The sequence below is a fragment of the Nitrospirillum amazonense genome (assembly GCF_007828035.1).
Classification (GTDB): domain Bacteria; phylum Pseudomonadota; class Alphaproteobacteria; order Azospirillales; family Azospirillaceae; genus Nitrospirillum; species Nitrospirillum amazonense.
Genome location: NZ_VITV01000005.1, coordinates 494,130 through 513,124 on the forward strand (window position 1 = coordinate 494,130; position 18,995 = coordinate 513,124).

At 68.1% G+C, this 18,995-nt stretch carries 14 protein-coding genes; 13 read left to right on the top strand and 1 reads right to left on the bottom strand.

Annotated elements, in window-relative coordinates:
• Window positions 1-10: 10 nt before the first annotated feature.
• The 9 genes from FBZ87_RS17395 (at window position 11) to thiD (ending at window position 11,294) form a co-directional block, all read left to right on the top strand.
• On the top strand, window positions 11-967 hold the full coding sequence (locus FBZ87_RS17395) for a hypothetical protein (RefSeq protein ID WP_145611633.1): 957 nt from the start codon (window positions 11-13) through the stop codon (window positions 965-967).
• Complete coding sequence (tolB, locus tag FBZ87_RS17400) at window positions 967-2,301, top strand: Tol-Pal system beta propeller repeat protein TolB (RefSeq protein ID WP_145611635.1); 1,335 nt, start codon at window positions 967-969, stop codon at window positions 2,299-2,301. The genes FBZ87_RS17395 and tolB overlap by 1 nt, the downstream gene beginning before the upstream one ends.
• A 174-nt stretch (window positions 2,302-2,475) precedes the next feature.
• Entirely contained in the window at window positions 2,476-2,979 is a 504-nt protein-coding gene (gene pal, locus FBZ87_RS17405; RefSeq protein WP_145611637.1) for a peptidoglycan-associated lipoprotein Pal, read from the top strand.
• Between the two features lie 266 nt (window positions 2,980-3,245).
• Window positions 3,246-4,268: a tol-pal system protein YbgF gene (gene ybgF, locus FBZ87_RS17410; RefSeq protein WP_145611639.1), complete on the top strand. Its 1,023-nt coding sequence runs from the start codon at window positions 3,246-3,248 to the stop codon at window positions 4,266-4,268.
• Window positions 4,269-4,286: 18 nt separating this feature from the next.
• The gene (gene tilS / locus FBZ87_RS17415) at window positions 4,287-5,732 is read left to right on the top strand and encodes a tRNA lysidine(34) synthetase TilS (protein WP_246134449.1); all 1,446 of its coding nucleotides are present in this window, start codon (window positions 4,287-4,289) and stop codon (window positions 5,730-5,732) included.
• A gap of 130 nt (window positions 5,733-5,862) precedes the next feature.
• Window positions 5,863-7,803 carry an ATP-dependent zinc metalloprotease FtsH gene (gene ftsH / locus FBZ87_RS17420; protein WP_088871791.1) on the top strand — a complete coding sequence of 647 codons (1,941 nt, stop codon included), beginning with the start codon at window positions 5,863-5,865 and terminating at the stop codon, window positions 7,801-7,803.
• Window positions 7,804-7,959: 156 nt separating this feature from the next.
• Entirely contained in the window at window positions 7,960-9,075 is a 1,116-nt protein-coding gene (gene folP, locus FBZ87_RS17425) for a dihydropteroate synthase (RefSeq protein WP_145611641.1), read from the top strand.
• A 22-nt stretch (window positions 9,076-9,097) separates the two neighbouring features.
• The gene (gene glmM, locus FBZ87_RS17430; protein ID WP_145611643.1) at window positions 9,098-10,477 is read left to right on the top strand and encodes a phosphoglucosamine mutase; all 1,380 of its coding nucleotides are present in this window, start codon (window positions 9,098-9,100) and stop codon (window positions 10,475-10,477) included.
• 4 nt (window positions 10,478-10,481) lie between these two features.
• Window positions 10,482-11,294, top strand: coding sequence for a bifunctional hydroxymethylpyrimidine kinase/phosphomethylpyrimidine kinase (thiD, locus tag FBZ87_RS17435; RefSeq protein WP_145611645.1), 813 nt, complete (start codon window positions 10,482-10,484; stop codon window positions 11,292-11,294).
• Here the strand turns inward: thiD and FBZ87_RS17440 are convergent.
• Window positions 11,291-12,676 carry an aminotransferase-like domain-containing protein gene (locus FBZ87_RS17440; protein WP_186454811.1) on the bottom strand — a complete coding sequence of 462 codons (1,386 nt, stop codon included), beginning with the start codon at window positions 12,674-12,676 and terminating at the stop codon, window positions 11,291-11,293. The two genes, thiD and FBZ87_RS17440, sit on opposite strands and share 4 nt — an antisense overlap.
• A 124-nt stretch (window positions 12,677-12,800) precedes the next feature.
• Between FBZ87_RS17440 and FBZ87_RS17445 the strand changes: the two genes are divergently transcribed.
• The 4 genes from FBZ87_RS17445 (at window position 12,801) to serA (ending at window position 18,767) form a co-directional block, all read left to right on the top strand.
• A complete protein-coding gene (locus tag FBZ87_RS17445) occupies window positions 12,801-13,607 on the top strand; it encodes a PhzF family phenazine biosynthesis protein (RefSeq protein ID WP_145611649.1) in 807 nt (268 codons plus the stop codon).
• Window positions 13,608-14,015: 408 nt separating this feature from the next.
• Window positions 14,016-15,731 (top strand): hypothetical protein, encoded by a 1,716-nt coding sequence (locus tag FBZ87_RS17450; protein WP_246134450.1) that lies wholly within the window; start codon window positions 14,016-14,018, stop codon window positions 15,729-15,731.
• 170 nt (window positions 15,732-15,901) lie between these two features.
• Window positions 15,902-17,071, top strand: a complete 1,170-nt coding sequence (locus FBZ87_RS17455; protein ID WP_145611653.1) for a phosphoserine transaminase — start codon at window positions 15,902-15,904, stop codon at window positions 17,069-17,071.
• Window positions 17,072-17,183: 112 nt separating this feature from the next.
• Entirely contained in the window at window positions 17,184-18,767 is a 1,584-nt protein-coding gene (gene serA / locus FBZ87_RS17460; RefSeq protein WP_145611655.1) for a phosphoglycerate dehydrogenase, read from the top strand.
• The last annotated feature ends 228 nt before the right edge of the window (window positions 18,768-18,995 follow it).

Below are 18,995 nucleotides of genomic sequence, written 5' to 3' on the forward strand. Positions count from 1 at the left end.
GACCGATCCCATGCGTCCGGCCATCATCTTTTCCGTCGTCCTGCACGTCGCGCTGCTGCTGCTGGCGATCCTTGGCCTGCCTTTGCTGAAAAGCGAACCGCTGGTCATGTCGGAGCCTGTGGCGGTGGAGATGGACATCAGCGAGCTGACCAACACCTCGGTCAAGCCGCCGGAAACCCCGCAGCCGCCGGCGCCCAAGGCGCCCGAGCCGCAGCCCGACCCGACCCCGCCCACCCCGCCGCAGCAGCAGGCCGAGGCTGAGCCGACTCCGCCGCCGCCGGAAAAGGTGCCGGAGCAGCCGACCCCGCCCGAGCCGCCCAAGCCGGAACCGCCCAAGCCCGCGCCCACCCCGCCGCCCCCGCCGGAGCCCGAGGCCCTGCCCATCAAGAAGATGGAGGTGCCCAAGGTGGAAGAGCAGAAGACGGTGGAGCTGGAACAGCCCAAGCCCGTGCCGAAGCCGGAACCGAAGCCCGAGCCGCCCAAGCCGGAACCCAAGAAGCCTGAGCCGCCGAAGAAGGATACGCCGTCCCTGGACAGCATCCTGAAGAACGTGGACAAGCTGAAGGAAGACAAGCCCAAGGACACGGCGAAGGACACCCCGGCGAAAGACACGCCGAAGACACAGCAGACCTCGGTCGCTCAGCCTCAATCCGACCATCTTTCGGCGTCAGAACAGGATGCCCTGCGCTCGCAATTGGCGGGTTGCTGGGCAGTGCCGGCTGGCGGCAAGGATGTGGACAAGATGAGCGCCGACATTCGCGTCACCTTCGACAGTTCCATGCGCGTCACCAAGGTGGACTACGTGTCCGGCAACGGCTCGCTGTCCAACCCAACGTACCGCAGCTTCGTGGAAAGCACCCTCCGCGCGCTGCAGAAGGATCAGTGTTCGACCTTGCGCCTGCCCAAGGAAAAGTACGGCGGGGCCGGGTCCATCGTGTTCACGTTCAGCCCGAAGGACATGTTCTGATGACCACGCGACAGACGCTAACCGCCTTACGGCGCGCCATCGCCCTGGCTGCCGTGATGATTATGGCGGTCGCGGTTCAGGCCAAGGCCGAGCTGCATCTCGATATCACCACGGGCAATGTCCAGCCGCTGCCCATCGCCGTCACCCAGTTCTATGGTGAGGCGGTGGGCGCGCAGATCGCCAACGTGGTCGAGGCCGACCTGGAACGCTCCGGCCTGTTCCGCCCGCTGGACCACCGCGCCTTCATCCAGACGCCGGACCAGCTGGCCAATGGGTTACCGCGCTATGGCGACTGGAAGGTCATCAACGCCCAGGCCCTGGTCAGCGGCACCGCCAGCGTGCAGCCCGACGGCCGCCTGAAGGTGGAATTCCGCCTGTTCGACGTGCTGGCGCAGCAGCAGCTGACCGGCCTGGCCTACTTCACCCAGCCCGACGGCTGGCGCCGTATCGCCCACATCATCGCCGACGCCATCTATAAGCGCATCACGGGCGAGGATGGCTACTTCGACACCCGCATCGTCTACATCGCCGAATCAGGTCCGGCGACGGCGCGGCAGAAGCGGCTGGCCATTATGGACCAGGATGGCGAGAACAACCTGTATTTGACCGATGGCCGGGTGCTGGTGTTAACGCCGCGTTTCTCGCCCACGGCTCAGGAAATTACATACCTGAGTTACTTCAACAACAGGCCTAGGGTGTACATCTTCAATGTGGACACCGGCCGGCAGGAAGTTTTGGGTGACTTCCCCGGCATGACCTTCGCCCCGCGTTTCTCGCCCGACGGCAACAAGGTCATCATGAGCCTGGCCCAGAACGGCAACACCGACATCTATCTGCTGGACCTGCGCACCCGCCGACAGACCCGCCTGACCGACAATCCGGCCATTGACACCGCGCCGTCTTTCTCGCCCGACGGAAGTAAAATTACTTTCGAATCTGATAGAGGCGGAAGTCAGCAGATCTATACAATGAATGCTGATGGCACGAATGTTCAGCGCATTACTTTCGGTGCCGGCAAGTATGGCACGCCGGTGTGGTCGCCCCGCGGTGACCTCATCGCCTTCACACGGATCAACGGTGGCCGGTTCTCAATCGGCGTGATCCGCCCCGACGGTTCCGGTGAGCGTGAGCTGAGCACCGGTTACTTGGTTGAGGGCCCGACCTGGGCGCCCAACGGCCGTGTCCTGATGTATTTCAAGGAAAAGCCGACGGGTGAAGGCGGCCGTCAGCGCCAGGTCCGCCTCTACTCCATCGACCTCACCGGACGCAACGAACGGCAGATGCTGACGCCCACGGACGCCTCCGACCCCGCTTGGTCGCCCTTGATTCCGTGATAAGCCCACAGTACTTTCGCAGCGCAAGAGCGACGTAAGACTTGTCGGTCTACAGAGACGGGAATAAGTGGCGGTGGCGGCTTGACAGCTGCCGCCGCCACCTCACTTCAATCGAGATCGCGGTCGCGATAATAGCAATCCCACTTTAAAGTTGTCCGTAGGGGGTCTCAAACTATGCGCATGAACTATCTGAGCCTGTGTGCTGCTCTGGCCCTGGTGGCCGCTTGCTCCTCCACCCCGGAGAAGAAGGCTGAAGTCGCCACCGGCGGTACCGCCACCACCACCACCACGCCGCCGGCCGCCAAGCCGACCGGCCCGGTCCCGGGTTCCAAGGAAGACTTCGTGGTCAACGTTGGTGACCGCGTGTTCTTCGGCTACGACAAGTTCGACCTGACCCCGGAAGCCACCGCGACCCTGGATAAGCAGGCCGCCTGGCTGAAGAAGTATGGCCAGGTCACCATCACGATCGAAGGCCACGCTGACGAGCGCGGCACCCGCGAGTACAACCTCGCCCTGGGTGAGCGTCGCGCCAACGCCGTGAAGAACTACCTGACCGCCACCGGCGTCGACCTGGCCCGCGTGCAGGTGATCAGCTACGGCAAGGAGCGTCCCGCCGTCCTCGGTTCCAACGAGGCCGCCTGGGCGCAGAACCGTCGCGGCGTGACGGTCATCAACTAAGCTGCCCCATCCGGGTGGTTGGTTAAAAGGGCGCCGTTCGACCCCGTGGGGATCGAACGGCGCCTTTTTTCTTGGTGTCCGCTTTACTGTCCGCTTACTGGGCGAATAGTACTTTTGGCCAGAGTAATACTGCTTATGAGGTAAATGGGCCCGCGGACGCCCCTTCCGGGCGGGCGGGTCCCGCGCTAAGGTCGCGCTTGGCGGGCCGCCGGGCCCTTGCCAAGCTTGTCTTCCGTTCCCCGCTGATTCTTCCCCGGAACCGATCCATGACGCCGTCGCTGTCGTCCCCGACCCTTTCCCCTTCCCACAACCGTGGCGGCCGCCGCTGGTGGCAGGGCGCTTCCCGTTGGATGGCGCTGTGCAGCATGGCCGCCCTGGTCGCCGTCCCGCTGCTCACGCCGGCGCCGGCCGGGGCGCAAAGCCGGGACATGCAGGATCTGCTGAACCGCCTGTCCCGCCTGGAGACGGACGTGCAGACCTTGTCGCGGGACGTTTACCGCAACGGCGTCAAGCCCTCGGGCCCCATGACCGGCACCCCCGGTGGTGGCGGCTCGTCCGCGGCGGCGGAGATCGAGGTGCTGAAGCTGCAGATGGAAACCCAGACGCAGCAGCAGACCGGCAAGTATGAGGAGCTGGCCTACCAGGTCAGCCAGATCAAGGAGCGGCTGGACAAGCTCTCGGCCGACATCGACCTGCGCCTGCAGAAGCTGGAGGACAAGGCCGGTATCGGCCTGGGCGCCTCCACCGGTGGCGGCGATGCCGGCACCCCACCGTCATCCGACCTGAAGGGCGGCGGCAAGCCGCCGCTGCCCGGCACCGACACCGGCCCGGTGCCGCCCCCGGGCGGGGCCAAGGGCGGCGCCCCGGCCACGGCGCCCGCCGACTCCGGTGGCACCCTGCCGGCCGGCCCGGCGCAGGACCAGTACGACTACGCCTTCAACCTGCTGCGCCAGGGCGACGCCCCCAACGCGGAAAAGGCCTTCACCCAATTCCTGAAACAGAACCCCGACAGCCCGCTGGCCTCCAACGCCCAGTACTGGCTGGGGGAGACCTTCTATATGCGCGGCAACTACAAGTCCGCCGCCGTGGCCTTCGGTGACGGCTACAAGAAGTACCCGAAGAGCAACAAGGGCGCCGACTACCTGCTGAAGCTGGCGCTGTCCCTGGACGGCCTGGGCGACAAGGCCAGCGCCTGCGTGGTGCTGAAGCAGCTGGACGCCGACAAGGACGCCGCCCCCACGCTGAAGCGCCGGGGCGAGGACCAGAAGAACCGCCTGGGCTGCAAGTAAGAGGGAAAGGGGGGCGCCATGGGCGACGGCCGGGCGCCCCCCGCATCAATCATGGAGGCAGGCGAGTCGCGGGGCGTGGTGATCGACGACGCCCGGTTCGCGCACCTTTTGGCCCCATTGGGCCCGTTTGAGACCGCCCCCACCCTGGCCGTCGGCGTTTCAGGCGGCCGCGACAGTTTGGCGCTGACCCTGCTGGCCGACCGCTGGGCGCGCGCCCGGGGCGGCCGGGTCGAAGCCTTCACCGTGGACCACGCCCTGCGGCCGGAGTCGGCGGCGGAGGCGGCGCAGGTCGGCCGCTGGCTGGCGGCGCGGGACATTTCCCACACCATCCTCACCTGGACGGGCACCAAGCCCACCACCGGATTGCAGGCGGCGGCGCGCCAAGCCCGCTATGACCTGCTGGCCGCCGCCTGCCGGGCACACGGCATCCTGCACCTGTGCCTGGCCCACCATCGCGAGGATCAGGCGGAAACCGTGGCGCTGCGTCAGGCGGGCGGCAGCGGGGCGGACGGGCTGGCCGGCATGGCCGTCGCCCGCGCCCTGGCCGATGTGCGCCTGTTGCGCCCCCTGCTGACCGTCAGCCGCGCCGATCTTGGCGCGACCTGCCAGGCCTTCGGCCAGCCCTGGATCGACGACCCTTCCAACCTTATGGAGCGTTATGCCCGGGGCCGGCTGCGGCGCCAGGGCGTGCCGCTGGGCGACCTGCTGGCCCAGGCGGCGCAGGCGGGCCAGGCGCGGGCGGCGTTGGAGTCCGGCCTGGCCGATGCCGTGGCCCGCCATGTGCTGCTGGCGCCCGAAGGCTATGCGGTCCTGGACGCGGATGCCCTGTGGACGCTGCCCCGGCCCGTGGCCCTGCGTCTGCTGGCCGGCCTGGCGGCGGCCGTGGGTGGCCAGCCCTACCTGCCGCCGGCGCAAGGGGCGGAGCGTCTGCTGGCGGCCTTGCCCGGCTTGTGGGGGCCCGGGGCCGGGGCTTTGGCGCTGACCCTGGCCGGCGCCCAGGCGCGGCGGCTGGGCGGTACCGGGGACCGGCGACGCTTGTTGTTGTTGCGCCAGGCGGGACGCATGGCGCCGCCGGTCCCGCTGACGGGTGCGGCCTGCCGCTGGGATGGGCGTTTCCAGGCGGTCGGGAACCGCGGGGAAGCTGGGTTGGCGCTGGGCGCCCTGGGCTCGGTGGAGGCGCGCCGGCTGGCGGCGCTGGATCTGCCGGCGCTTGTCCGGATTCCCAAGGCGGTTTGGCCCACCCTGCCGGCCCTGCGCCGGGACGGACTGTTGGTGGCGGTGCCACATTTGGCCTGGGCCGTGGAGCCGCTTTCGACGGGCGAGGGGATGCCGGCGGGGGGGCTAACCTTGCCCCGGCTGGCGTTCCGCCCGCTGTCGCCCCTGGCACCTCCCCCGTTTTTGCCGCCTATGGAGGCCGGCCTAGACGTGATGGCAGTTGTCTCAGACGCCCGCGTCATTATCTAATGGAAACGGTCCCGGTGGATATCCGCATGAAATGCGCGAAATCGGCCGGGCGGGCTGCGACCCCCGCCATTGAAACCGGCCATGCGGGCCGGGTGGCAGGGCGCGGTTGGTCGAGGAAAGGCTGAGAGACGTGAACAACTTCGGTAAAAATTTGGCGCTGTGGGCTTTTATCGGCGTCTTGCTGTTCGTTCTGTTCAACCTTTTCCAGACTTCCACCAATCGGACGACGCAAGCCAGCATCCCCTTCAGCGAACTGCTGGAAGAGGTTGATCGCGGCACCGTCGCCGACGTGACGATCAAGGGCCCGCAGGTCACCGGCCATTACCGCGACAACCGCACCTTCTCGACCTACGTGCCGCCGGAAAGCAATCTGGTGACCCGCCTGGCCGACAAGAACGTGAAGATCACCGCGGTGCCGGACGACAGCGGCAACCCGACCCTGTTCAGCATCATCATCTCGTGGCTGCCCATGCTGGTCCTGATCGGCGTGTGGATCTTCTTCATGCGCCAGATGCAGTCCGGCGGCGGCAAGGCCATGGGCTTCGGCAAGAGCCGGGCCCGCCTGCTGACCGAGAAGGTCGGGCGCGTCACCTTCGACGACGTCGCCGGCATCGACGAGGCCAAGCAGGAACTGGAAGAGATCGTGGAGTTCCTGAAGGACCCGCAGAAGTTCCAGCGCCTGGGCGGCAAGATCCCGAAGGGCGTGCTGCTGGTGGGCCCGCCGGGTACGGGTAAGACGCTGACGGCCCGCGCCGTCGCGGGTGAGGCCAACGTGCCGTTCTTCACCATCTCCGGCTCCGACTTCGTGGAAATGTTCGTTGGCGTGGGCGCGTCCCGTGTGCGCGACATGTTCGAGCAGGGCAAGAAGAACGCCCCCTGCATCATCTTCATCGACGAGATCGACGCCGTCGGCCGCCACCGTGGCGCCGGCTTGGGCGGCGGCAACGACGAGCGTGAGCAGACCCTGAACCAGCTGCTGGTCGAGATGGACGGGTTCGAGGCGAACGAGGGCGTCATCCTCATCGCCGCCACCAACCGCCCCGACGTGCTGGACCCGGCCCTGCTGCGCCCCGGCCGCTTCGACCGTCAGGTGGTGGTGCCCAACCCCGACGTGCAGGGCCGCGAGAAGATCCTGAAGGTCCACATGCGCAAGGTGCCGCTGGCCCCTGACGTGGACGCCCGCACCATCGCCCGCGGCACCCCCGGCTTCTCCGGCGCCGACCTGTCCAACCTGGTGAACGAGGCGGCCCTGCTGGCCGCGCGTGCTGGCCGCCGCGTGGTGGGCATGGGCGAGTTCGAGGCCGCCAAGGACAAGGTCATGATGGGCGCCGAGCGCCGGTCCATGGTCATGACCGACCGGGAAAAGAAGCTGACCGCCTATCACGAGGCCGGTCACGCCTTGGTCGGCCTGTTCATGCCGGAGAGCGACCCCTTGCATAAGGTCACCATCGTGCCGCGCGGCCGCGCCCTGGGCGTGACCATGAGCCTGCCGGAGCGTGACAAGTACGCCTATTCCAAGATCGAGCTGGAATCTAAGCTGGCCATGATGTTCGGCGGCCGCGTGGCGGAAGAGCTGATCTTCGGGGCGGAGCAGGTGACCACCGGCGCCGGCAACGACATCCAGCAGGCCACCAACATGGCCCGCCGCATGGTGACGGAGTTCGGCATGAGCGCGCGGCTGGGCCGGGTGCGCTACAACGCCAACGAGCAGGAAGTGTTCCTGGGCCATTCCGTGACCCAGCAGCAGAACATTTCCGAGGCCACCTCTCAGCTGATCGATGAGGAAATCCGCCGCATCATCGAGGAGGCCGAGGGCCATGCCCGCCGCATCCTGACCGAGCACATGGACGACCTGCACAACGTCTCCAACGCCCTGCTGGAATACGAGACGCTGTCGGGCGACGAGGTCCGCGCCCTGCTGCGGGGCGAGAGCATCGTGCGTCCGGAATCGACGGAGCCGCCCAAGGTGCCGCCGCGCGGCGTCGGCCGCCGCACCTCGGTGCCCACCACCAGCGGCACCACCAGTGCCGAACCCGGCCCCTTCACGCCGGAGCCACAGCCCGGGACCTGACCCGGCCGCACCCCCTTCCCAGAACCCCCGGTCGCCCTCGCGCCCGGGGGTTTTGTTTTTTCGGTGGCGCTCCGCCGTGGGGCAGGGCTGTCGCCAGGGCGGGTGACGCCGACGCGGGCGGGGGACTAGGATCGCGGCAACGCGTGAGAGGGTTTCATGCCATCCGACCTGCCTTCCGTTTCGTTGGACCCGTGGGCTTCCGGCGCACCCGTTGCCGCCGAAGGCGTGTACCTGACCCCTGTGGGGCTGTTGTCCGGCTTGCATGCCCCCGATGGCCATCCGCTGGCGGGTACGGCCTTGTCCTTCACGCAGGTGGAGGTGGCAGTGCGGCGCCCTGATGCGGTTGCCCGCAAGGTGATGGAGCCGCGCGATTTGGTTGCCTGGGCCGCTACAGCCGGGGTGGGCGAGGCTGTCGGCCGGCGCCTGGCCGCCTTGTCAGCGCCGCGCCCGGCCTTTGCCGGCCTGGACCTTTCCCGGCCCTTGGTGATGGGCATCGTCAACGTCACGCCCGACAGCTTCTCCGATGGAGGGGACTTCGCCGCCGCCGATGCCGCCATCGCGCACGGTCAGGCCTTGATGGCGGCCGGCGCCGACATCCTGGACATTGGCGGTGAAAGCACGCGACCGGGCGCCGCCCCGGTGTCGCCGGAGGAGGAGGCCGCGCGGGTGGTGCCCGTCATCCGCGCGCTGGCGGCGGCGGGGGCGGTCATCTCCGTCGACACCCGCCACGCCCCGGTCATGGCGGCGGCACTGGATGCCGGCGCCCGCATCATCAATGACATCAGCGCGCTGGAGGGTGATCCCGACAGCCTGGCCCTGGTGGCGGCGCGCGGCTGCCCGGTCGTGCTCATGCATATGCAGGGCGACCCCCGCACCATGCAGCTGGAACCGCGCTACGCCGACGCCGCCCTGGATGTCATGGACTATCTGCTGGCGCGGGTGGAGGCGTGCGTGGCCGCCGGTATCCCCCGTGCACGCATCGCCGTCGATCCCGGCATCGGCTTCGGCAAGACGGTGGAGCATAATCTGGACATTCTGCGCCACACGGCGCTCTATCATGGCACCGGCTGCGCCCTGCTGGTGGGCCTGTCGCGCAAGCGATTCCTGGCGGCCCTGTCGCGGGGGGAGGCGCCGAAGGACCGGGTGGCCGGATCGCTGGCCGCCGGCCTTGCCTGCCTGGACCGGGGCGCGCATATCCTGCGGGTGCATGATGTAGCCGAAACGGTGCAGGCGCGGGCCCTGTGGCAGGCGCTGAACGGCTTCGATATTTAGACTTCTGATGGCGTGAAAGACGATGGCGCGTAAACTCTTTGGTACCGACGGCATCCGGGGCACGGCCAATACCGAGCCCATGACGGCGGAGACGGCCCTGAAGGTGGCCATGGCGGCCGCCCTGCAGTTCCGCCGCGGCAACCACCGCCACCTGGTGGTCATCGGCAAGGACACCCGCCTGTCGGGCTATATGCTGGAACCGGCGCTGGTGGCCGGCTTCGTCTCCATGGGCATGGACGTGACCCTGGTGGGCCCCATGCCCACGCCCGCGGTGGCCATGCTGACGCGGTCGTTGCGCGCCGACATGGGCGTCATGATCTCCGCCTCGCACAATCCCTATTACGATAACGGCATCAAGCTGTTCGGGCCGGATGGCTACAAGCTGTCCGACGAGGTCGAGGCCGCCATCGAGGCGCGCATGGTGGAGGGCTTCGCCGGTGATCTGGCCGGCGCCAAGGATTTGGGCCGCGCCCAGCGCCTGGACGACGCCATCGGCCGCTATATCGAGCAGGCGAAGGCCACTTTCCCGCGCGGCCTTCGCCTGGATGGGCTGAAGATCGTGGTCGATTGCGCCAACGGCGCCGCCTACAAGGTGGCGCCCAAGGTGCTGTGGGAACTGGGGGCCGAGGTCATCCCGGTGGCGGTGGCGCCCGACGGCTTCAACATCAACAAGGAGTGCGGCGCCACGGCGCCCAAGGCCATGCGTGACGCCGTGGTGGCCCATGGCGCCCACTTGGGTATCGCCCTGGACGGCGACGCCGACCGGCTGATCCTGGCGGATGAGACCGGCACCCAGATCGACGGCGACCAGGTCATGGCCTTGATCGGCTGCGCCTGCGCCGATGCCGGCACCCTGCGCGGTGGCGGCGTGGTGGCCACGGTCATGTCCAACCTGGGCCTGGAATTGCACCTGAAGGGCCGGGGCCTGAGCCTGGCCCGCACGCCGGTGGGCGACCGCTATGTCGTGGAGCATATGCGTGAGCATGGCTACAACGTTGGCGGTGAGCAGTCCGGCCACATCGTCCTGTCCGACCACGGCACCACGGGCGACGGCTTGGTGGCGGCCCTGCAGGTGCTGGCCGTCATCCAGCAGTCGGGCAAGCCGGCGTCGGAGGTCCTGCGTGTCTTCCAGGCCCTGCCCCAGGTGCTGAAGAACGTGCGGTTCGAGCCGACGGGCGGCACCACGCCCCTGGCCGCCAGCGCCGTTCAGGACGCCATACGCGCCGGTGAAGCCCGGCTGGGCGGCACCGGTCGCGTCCTGATCCGCAAGTCGGGCACCGAGCCGCTGATCCGGGTCATGGCGGAGGGCGACGACCAGGGCCTGGTGACGGCGGTAGTGGACGACATCGTCGCCGCCATCAAGGACGCCGCCCCGGCGCCCGCCTCCAAGGTCGCGGAATAAAGCCGTGCGCGGCCGTGTCCTGATCGTCGCCGGGTCCGACAGTGGCGGCGGCGCCGGCATCCAGGCGGACATCAAGGCGGTGACGGCGCTGGGCGGCTACGCCATGACGGCGGTGACGGCCCTGACGGCGCAGGACACCCATGGCGTCCAGGCGGTGATGCCCGTTCCGCCGGAGTTCATCGCCCTGCAGATGCGGCTATGCCTGGCCGATATCGGCGCCGACGCGGTCAAGACCGGCATGCTGGCCTCCGCCGAGGTCATCGAGACGGTGGCCGAGGTACTGAGCGAGGTGGGCGTGCCCGCCCTGGTGGTCGATCCGGTCATGGCGGCCAAGGGCGGCCAGCGTCTGCTGGAGGATCGCGCCCTGTCGGTGGCGATCACGCGGCTGTTGCCCATCACCACGCTGCTGACCCCCAACACGGTGGAGGCGGCGGCCCTGACCGGCCTTCCCCTCGAAAGTTTCGAGGGGGATAGCCTGGACGGCATGCGCCGCGCCGCCGACCGCCTGCTGGACTTCGGCACCCAGGCCGTGCTGATCAAGGGCGGCCACCGCGCTGGCCCGGTGGTGACCGACCTGCTGGTCACCCGGGGTGGGGAACACAGTTACAGCGCCCCCCGCTTCGACAGTGTGCACACCCACGGGACCGGCTGCACCTTGGCGTCGGCCATCGCCTGCGGTTTGGCCCAGGGGCTGGCCGCGCCCCAGGCGGTGGAACGGGCGCACGCCTACGTGCAGGCGGCCATCCGCACCGCGCCCGGCTTCGGCGGCGGCCATGGCCCGCTGAACCACACGCACACGGTCAGGCCGTTTCCCTAAACAAAACTATCGCCCATGGCGGCGGGCTCTGAGAGCAGGTTGGCCAGGATGCGCAGGCCCTGGTCCAGCACGTCCACCCGCTCCACCCCACCGATGCAGACGCGCACGGCGTGCGGTGTGTCGCCGCGGGCCACGGCGAAGGCGTCGGCCGGTGTGACGCGCACGCCCCGGCTCAGCAGCGTGCGGGCGAAATCCTCGCGTCGCCAGGGCTCGGGCAGGGGCAGCCACAGGTGCGGGCAGGCGGGATCGGAGGGGACGCCAGGCAACAGGCTGCGGGCCTGAGCCTGCCGGTCCGCTACCAGGGCGCGGCGCTGGGTGGCGCTCTCCAGTGCTGCGCCGGACAGGATGAACTCGGCCGACAGCTCCGCCCCCAGCGGGTTGACGCCCAGCAGGGTGGCGCGCAGCAGGGTGCGCACGCGGTCCATCAGGGCCGGCGGGCACAGCAGGAAGCCGGTGCGCAACCCGGGCATCAGGTTCTTGGACAGGCTGGTCAGGAACAGCACCCGCTCCGGATCCAGCGCCGCCAGGGGCGGCGGGCCGGCGTCGTCGGCCAGGAAGCCGTAGACATCATCCTCCACCACCCGGATGCCGGCCTGTCGGCAGACGGCCATCACCGCCTGGCGGCGGTCGGCCCCTTGCGTCACCGTGGTGGGGTTGTGCAGGCGCGGCATGCAGTAGAGCGCGTGGGCACCATGGGCGCGGGCCGCCTGCTCCAGCGCGTCGGGCAGCAGGCCCCCGTCATCCATGGCCACCGGTACCAACCGCAGGTCCAGCAGTCCGGCCAGGGGCTTCACCGCCGGATAGGACAGCTGCTCCACCAGCAGGCTGTCGCCGGGCCGGGTGATGGCGGCCAGGGCTAGGTGCATGGCGTTCTGCCCCCCGGCGGTGGGCAGCACTAGGGCCGGGTCAACCGTCAGGCCCGTGGTCTGGGCAATCCACGCCGCCCCCGCCTGGCGGTGGCGAGCGCTGCCGTTCACAGGCGGGTAGTGCATGAGGCCCGACAGGTCGTTACGCGACGCCAGGCCCAGCAGCGCCTGGCGCAGCCGTTCCTCGTTGGGGTGCTGCGCCAGGGCGTTGACCGAAAGATCAATGACGCCGGTGTTGTCCACCGGTGCCTCCGCCGGCCGAGGGTCGCGCACGAAGGTGCCGCGCCCGACCTCCCCCCCGATCAGACCGCTGCGCTCGGCTTCCGCGTAGGCGCGGGTGACCGTGCCCACGGTGACGCCCAGGCGCCAGGCCAGGTCCCGATGGGTGGGCAGCTTGGCGCCAATGGGCAGGACGCCGCTACCGATGTCGTCCTGCAGGGCGGCGGCGATGGCGCGATAGCGCGGACCCGGGCGGTGGGAGATGTCGGGCAGCCAATGCGGCTGTTTCTCGGTCATTGTCATGGCGACAATATCGATATTGATGGAGATATATCTCTGTTCTATTCCGGAATTGTCCCCATTGTCATCCGCCTTCATGCGCTGACACAGTCATTACCGCCCTACCGGAGGAGGTTTTCCCATGCGCCTGCCCATCTATCAGATCGACGCCTTCACCAGCGCCGCGTTCGGCGGCAACCCCGCCGCCGTGGTGCCGCTGGACGCCTGGCTGCCGGATGCGACGCTGCAGGCCATCGCCATGGAGAACAACCTGTCGGAGACGGCCTTCTTCGTGCCGCCGGGGCCGCAGGATGACGGCGCCTGGGGCCTGCGCTGGTTCACCCCGGCGGTGGAGGTCGACTTATGCGGCCACGCCACCCTGGCCACCGCCCACCTGATGATGACCATCCTGCACCCAGGCACGGAGCGCGTGGTGTTCCGCACCCAGAAGGCCGGCTTGCTGACCGTGGTGCGGGAGGAGGGAAGGCTCACCCTGGACTTCCCCGCCCGCCCGCCTCAGACACCGGATAGGGTGCATGAAGGCCTGGTCGCGGCCCTGGGCGGGCCGGCGCCCGCCGCCATCCTGGCCGCCCGGGATTACCTGGTGGTCTACGACGATGCCGCCGCCGTGCGCGCCTTGACCCCTGACATGGCCGGGCTGCTGGGTATCGACCGTTTCGCCGTCATCGTCACCGCGCCGGGGGATGAGCCGGGCGTGGATTTCGTTTCCCGCTTCTTTGCGCCGGCCAAGGGCGTGCCGGAAGACCCGGTGACGGGGTCGGCCCACTGCACCCTCATTCCCTATTGGGCGCAGCGTCTGAACACCGACCGGCTGTCCGCCCGCCAGGTGTCGCAGCGGGGCGGGGCGCTCACCTGTCGGCTGGAGGGCGATCGTGTGCGCATCGGCGGCGACGCTGTCCTGTTCCTGGAGGGCTATATCCATATCTGACCCTGCGCCCGCCGGTTCCGAGCGTCGGCCCACTGCTTCTCACTGGAAGGGGGAGCGGTCTATGCCGTTCAGCCGATTGATCCAGCCCCCATCTTTTGGGGAGGATGCCCGAATGCTTCGGAGTCGGAAGGGGTATGGCGTCGGTTGGTCTGCCCCCAACTGATGGTTTGACCCTTCCGCTCCGGGTGACCCCGACCACAGGGTGCGAAATCCGCCCGTTTTCGTCGGCATGCCGGTTACGGAAGGGGTGGTTGCGGACATAGCCGTTTACCCGGCCCTGTGGATGCGGGATGATGCGCGACGCATTCATAAAACCGGGCGTTCAAGCTGTATTAACACTACGGCCGCGCCCAGCTATTCGTTGGAGCCAGGGTCCCGGTGGAAAGGCAACAGCAACTGGTCGGAACGGTGAAAACCGCGTTCGAGCTGCACAGCCTGCACAATGACCAGTGGCTTCTGGTCAAGGAAGGGCCTGACCTGCGGCAGATTGAGCCCGCAGCCGCCCTGCTGATCGACCGCAAGGAGGTCGACGGCGTTCGCATCGTGCGCCGCCGCGATTACCTGGACCACGACTTCAAGAGCCACATCACCGTGCGCAAGCGCTTGCGCCCCGGTGTGGCGGAAACCGACCCGCTGCAGATCGCCAACCCCGGTCGCGACGCCTCCTGGTGCGACAAGCCGGAGGATTTCACCGGCGACGTCCAGCGGCAGGTCATCCGCGGCCTGTTCGCCCGCTATCTGGACGATGTGCGCGTGACCCCGCTGGAAGTGCTGTATTACGAGGCGGCGGCCCGCGCGCTGGACAACGCCGGCACGCTGGTCCAGGGCGCGCTGCAACGCCTGGCCAGCCAGCAGGTGCGCGGCAGCCAGCAGAGTGCTGTGTCGCGCATGAAGGAACTGATGGCCATGGTGGACGACGGCCTCAGCCGTCTGTTGGCCAAGGCCAAGGGCAACCCCGTGCCGCCGCTGGCGCCGGGTGGCCTGAAGGCGTTGTCGGACAAGCTGGCCGCCGGCGGGGCGGATCCGATCCCCGGCCTCTATCGCGCCACCGCCGCCTATCTCGCCGGCTGCAAGAGCTGGATGGAAAAGCTGGATCGGCTGTTCCGCCTGTTCAGCCCCGAGCTGACGGTGCGCGAGATGCGCATCATCGACAGCATCGCCGCCGAGATCATGGGCTCTTCCCTGGCCTTGCGCGAACTGGTGGGGAAGGAGGCCGACCGCATCGAGCTGGTGCTGAACGCCATCAACCTCTACGTCGGCAAGCTGGGCAAGCTGGGCAAGGTGGAGATGGACGCCGCCGCCAGCCACCTGCCGGGCGTCATCACCCTGTCGGAACTGTTGGCCCAGGGTGTGCTGCCACGCACGTTGGCGGAACTGCGCCTGGGCTTGCTGCGCCACCTGCACGCCCGCCTGCCGTTCCATGGCGAGCGTAACATCCAGGATGAGTTGCGCGCCCTGGTGCGCATCCAGGACCACCTCAAGGTCACGGCACCCACCCTGGTGAATGACGAGGAAATCCAGGAAGCCATCGCGCTGCGCGCCGACAAGCTGATCCAGCCGGAAGCCATGTCGGACGTCATGGCCCTGGCCCGGGGCACCTATTCCAAGATCAACCTGATCCTGAGCCTGGTGAACATGGCGCCGGGCCGCCAAGCCAAGGCCAAGCTGGCCCCCTACCTGCGCTCCCTCATCGTGCCGGACGACATCGTCTGGGACATGGGCTGCCAGAATCGGCGCATGGACATCATCCAGCCGCTGAGCGAGCTGTCCGACCGCATTCAGAACGCCGGCCTGCCCGAAACCTCCAAGCGGGAGATGCTGGACATTCTGGACAGTGCCCTGTTCGAGACGGTGCGGACGGAGATCGTCGGCAACCAGGCCATGGGCTTCGCCGACCGCATGCTGGCCCTCATCAACACCTGCGGCGGCCTGCCGGAGGGCAGGGCCCGCACCTTCGCCAGCGAGACGCTGACCACGGCCCTGCGCCGGCCGGAGTTCATCCTGAACTACCTGGAGCGATTCGAGAGCGCGACGGAGCGGCGGGATAACTATTTCAAGCTGTGTGAGAATTTGGCCGCGAGCCGCCTGGTTCCCCCGGCCCTGATACCCCACGCGGCGGCCTGATCGCGGCCCCCCAGCCTCCATCCGAAAGGATATTTCGCGGTTCGTTCTGGCATGGCAGCAATGTGTCGCCGCCATGCCGTCATGATTGACGTTCTTGCGCGGCGACCATAATGTCCGCGGCGGGACACGCCTCCCCAACGAGGCGCAACTATTCTGCAAGGAATAGCATCATGACCGTACCGCCGAAGCCCGAGAGCCGGCCGTCGAATCCGAATTTCTCCTCTGGTCCTTGCGCCAAGCGTCCGGGTTGGACGCTGGAAGCCTTGAAGGGCGCCCTGGTGGGCCGCTCGCACCGGTCCAAGCCCGGCAAGGCCAAGCTGCAAGAGGTCATCGACCGCAGCCGCGCCCTGCTGAACATCCCGGCCGACTACCGCATCGGTATCGTTCCGGCCTCCGACACCGGCGCTGTGGAAATGGCTCTGTGGTCGCTGCTGGGCGCCCGTGGCGTCGACATGGTCGCCTGGGAAAGCTTCGGCAAGGATTGGGTGACCGACGTTGTGAAGCAGCTGAAGCTAGCCGACGCCCGCACCTTCACCGCCGGCTATGGCAAGCTGCCCGACCTGACGCAGGTCGATTTCAAGAACGACGTGGTCTTCACCTGGAACGGTACCACCTCCGGTGTGCGTGTGCCCGACGGTGAGTGGATCGCCGCCGATCGCGAAGGCCTGACCATCTGCGACGCGACCTCCGCCGCGTTCGCCATGGACCTGCCCTGGGACAAGCTGGATGTCGTCACCTGGTCCTGGCAGAAGGTGCTAGGCGGTGAAGCGGCCCATGGCATGCTGGTGCTGAGCCCCCGCGCCGTCGCCCGCCTGGAAAGCTATAAGCCGGCTTGGCCGCTGCCCAAGATCTTCCGCATGACCAAGGACGGCAAGATCGTCGAAGGCATCTTCAAGGGCGAGACCATCAACACCCCCTCGATGCTGGCGGTGGAAGACGCCCTGGACGGCCTGCGCTGGGCCGAGTCCGTGGGCGGCTTGAAGGGCCTGGTCGAGCGGTCTGAAAGCAACTTGGCCGCCGTGGCCGATTGGGTTGCCGCCGGCACCACCGCCGCCTTCCTGGCCGAGGTGCCCGCCACCCGCTCCTGCACCTCCATCTGCCTGAAGTTCGCCGACCCGAAGCTGGCCGGCCAGACGCCGGAAGTCCAGGCTGAGGTGGCGAAGAAGGTGGCGTCCCTGCTGGAAAAGGAAGGCGTGGCGCTGGACGCCGGCGCCTACCGCGACGCCCCGCCCGGCCTGCGCATTTGGGGCGGCGCCACGGTGGAGCGGTCGGACATCCAGGCGCTGCTGCCCTGGATCGATTGGGCCTACGCCACGGTCGCGGCCGAACTGGTCGCCTGAGCCGCCTTAGCGTCTTACACGCCTTTCCTGACATACGGCCTGGCGCCGCCTTGAATACCCGGAGTCCATCCGGGGGCGGCGCCGGCCCATCCTCCAGAAGGATCGCAGAGCCATGCCCAAGGTTCTCATTTCGGACAGCCTGAGCCCCCGCGCCGTCGAGATTTTCAAGGAGCGCGGCGTCGAGGTTGACGTCATCACCGGCCTGAAGCCCGATGAGCTGAAGGCCATCATCGGCAAATACGATGGCCTGGCCATCCGCTCGTCCACCAAGGTCACCAAGGAAGTGCTGGCCGTCGCCACCAACCTGAAGGTGGTCGGTCGCGCTGGCATTGGCGTCGACAACGTGGACGTGCCTGCCGCCACGGCCAGCGGCGTGGTGGTCATGAACACCCCGTTCGGCAATTCCATCACCACCGCCGAGCACGCCATCGCCATGATGTTCGCGCTGGCCCGTGAAATCCCGGCCGCCAACACCTCCACCCATGCCGGCAAGTGGGAAAAGAACCGCTTCATGGGTGTGGAGCTGTACGGCAAGACCCTGGGCGTCATCGGTTGCGGCAATATCGGCTCCATCGTCGCCGACCGCGCCGTGGGCCTGAAGATGCGCGTCGTCGCCTTCGACCCCTTCCTGTCGGCCGAGCGTGCCCAGGACCTGGGCGTGGAGAAGGTGGAGCTGGACGAACTGCTGCGCCGCGCCGACTTCATCACCCTGCACACGCCGCTGACCGACGCCACCCGCAACGTCCTGGACGCCAAGGCCCTGGCCAAAACCAAGCCGGGCGTGCGTATCATCAACTGCGCCCGCGGCGGCCTGATTGTCGAGGCCGACCTGAAGGCGGCGCTGGACAGCGGCCATGTCGCCGGCGCCGCCCTGGACGTGTTCGCGGAAGAGCCGGCCAAGGAAAGCATCCTGTTCGGCAATGAGAAGATCATCTGCACGCCGCACCTGGGTGCCTCCACCACCGAGGCGCAGGAGAACGTGGCCCTGCAGGTGGCCGAGCAGATGTCCGACTTCCTGGTCACCGGCGCCGTGGTCAACGCGCTGAACATGCCCTCGGTCTCGGCCGAGGACGCGCCCAAGCTGAAGCCCTACATGAAGCTGGCCGAGCAGCTGGGCGGCTTCGCCGGCCAGATCACCGAGACCGGCCTGAAGTCGGTGACGGTGGAGTATGAGGGCCAGGTCGCCGACCTGAACACCCGTCCCCTGACCGCCATCGTCCTCATGGGCCTGCTGTCGCCCCTGCTGGCGTCGGTCAACATGGTCAACGCCCCCGTCATCGCCCGCGAGCGGGACATCAAGGTGGCGGAGACCAAGCGGGATGACGCCGCCGACTATCAGACCCTGATCCGCGTGGTGGTGCAGACCGAGCGGGCGACCCGCACCGTGGCCGGCACCCTGTTCGGCGGTGAGAAGCCCCGCATCGTGCAGATCGAAGAAGTGCCGATCGAGGCGGAGCTGAGTGAGCACATGCTGTTCATCCGCAACGAGGACAAGCCCGGCTTCATCGGCAAGCTGGGCACCACCCTGGGCGACGCCGGCGTCAACATCGCCACCTTCCACCTCGGCCGCACCGAGGCCGGCGCCAACGCCATCGCCCTGGTGTCGGTGGACCAGGAGGTGGGGGACGGGCTGCTGGAACGCATCCAGGGCCTGCCCAGCGTGGTCCGCGCCAAGGCCCTGCGCTTCCAGGCCTGAGGCGCAACCCGCTTCATGATCAGGAAGGCCGCCCCGGGGAGGATCTGGGGCGGCCTTTTCTTATGCCCACGGCTTCGCGTCAAGATTGTTTCGAAACCGAACCAAATAAATCCGGCTATATGCGCAAGGGTTGATTTTGTGCGTCCCGGCCCCTGTTCTTCTGTGGTATTAGAAGGCACCGGGTTGGCCGTCCCGGCAGGGGACACCCGGCCACCATTCCCGGCCACC

Coding starts and splice junctions, on each gene's coding strand:
- pal (WP_145611637.1), top strand. CDS start 2,476: ATGCGCATGAACTATCTGAGCCTGTGTGCTGCTCTGGCCCTGGTGGCC.
- FBZ87_RS17440 (WP_186454811.1), bottom strand. CDS start 12,676: ATGACCGAGAAACAGCCGCATTGGCTGCCCGACATCTCCCACCGCCCG.
- folP (WP_145611641.1), top strand. CDS start 7,960: ATGCCATCCGACCTGCCTTCCGTTTCGTTGGACCCGTGGGCTTCCGGC.
- FBZ87_RS17455 (WP_145611653.1), top strand. CDS start 15,902: ATGACCGTACCGCCGAAGCCCGAGAGCCGGCCGTCGAATCCGAATTTC.
- serA (WP_145611655.1), top strand. CDS start 17,184: ATGCCCAAGGTTCTCATTTCGGACAGCCTGAGCCCCCGCGCCGTCGAG.
- glmM (WP_145611643.1), top strand. CDS start 9,098: ATGGCGCGTAAACTCTTTGGTACCGACGGCATCCGGGGCACGGCCAAT.
- FBZ87_RS17395 (WP_145611633.1), top strand. CDS start 11: ATGCGTCCGGCCATCATCTTTTCCGTCGTCCTGCACGTCGCGCTGCTG.
- tilS (WP_246134449.1), top strand. CDS start 4,287: ATGGGCGACGGCCGGGCGCCCCCCGCATCAATCATGGAGGCAGGCGAG.
- tolB (WP_145611635.1), top strand. CDS start 967: ATGACCACGCGACAGACGCTAACCGCCTTACGGCGCGCCATCGCCCTG.
- FBZ87_RS17445 (WP_145611649.1), top strand. CDS start 12,801: ATGCGCCTGCCCATCTATCAGATCGACGCCTTCACCAGCGCCGCGTTC.
- ybgF (WP_145611639.1), top strand. CDS start 3,246: ATGACGCCGTCGCTGTCGTCCCCGACCCTTTCCCCTTCCCACAACCGT.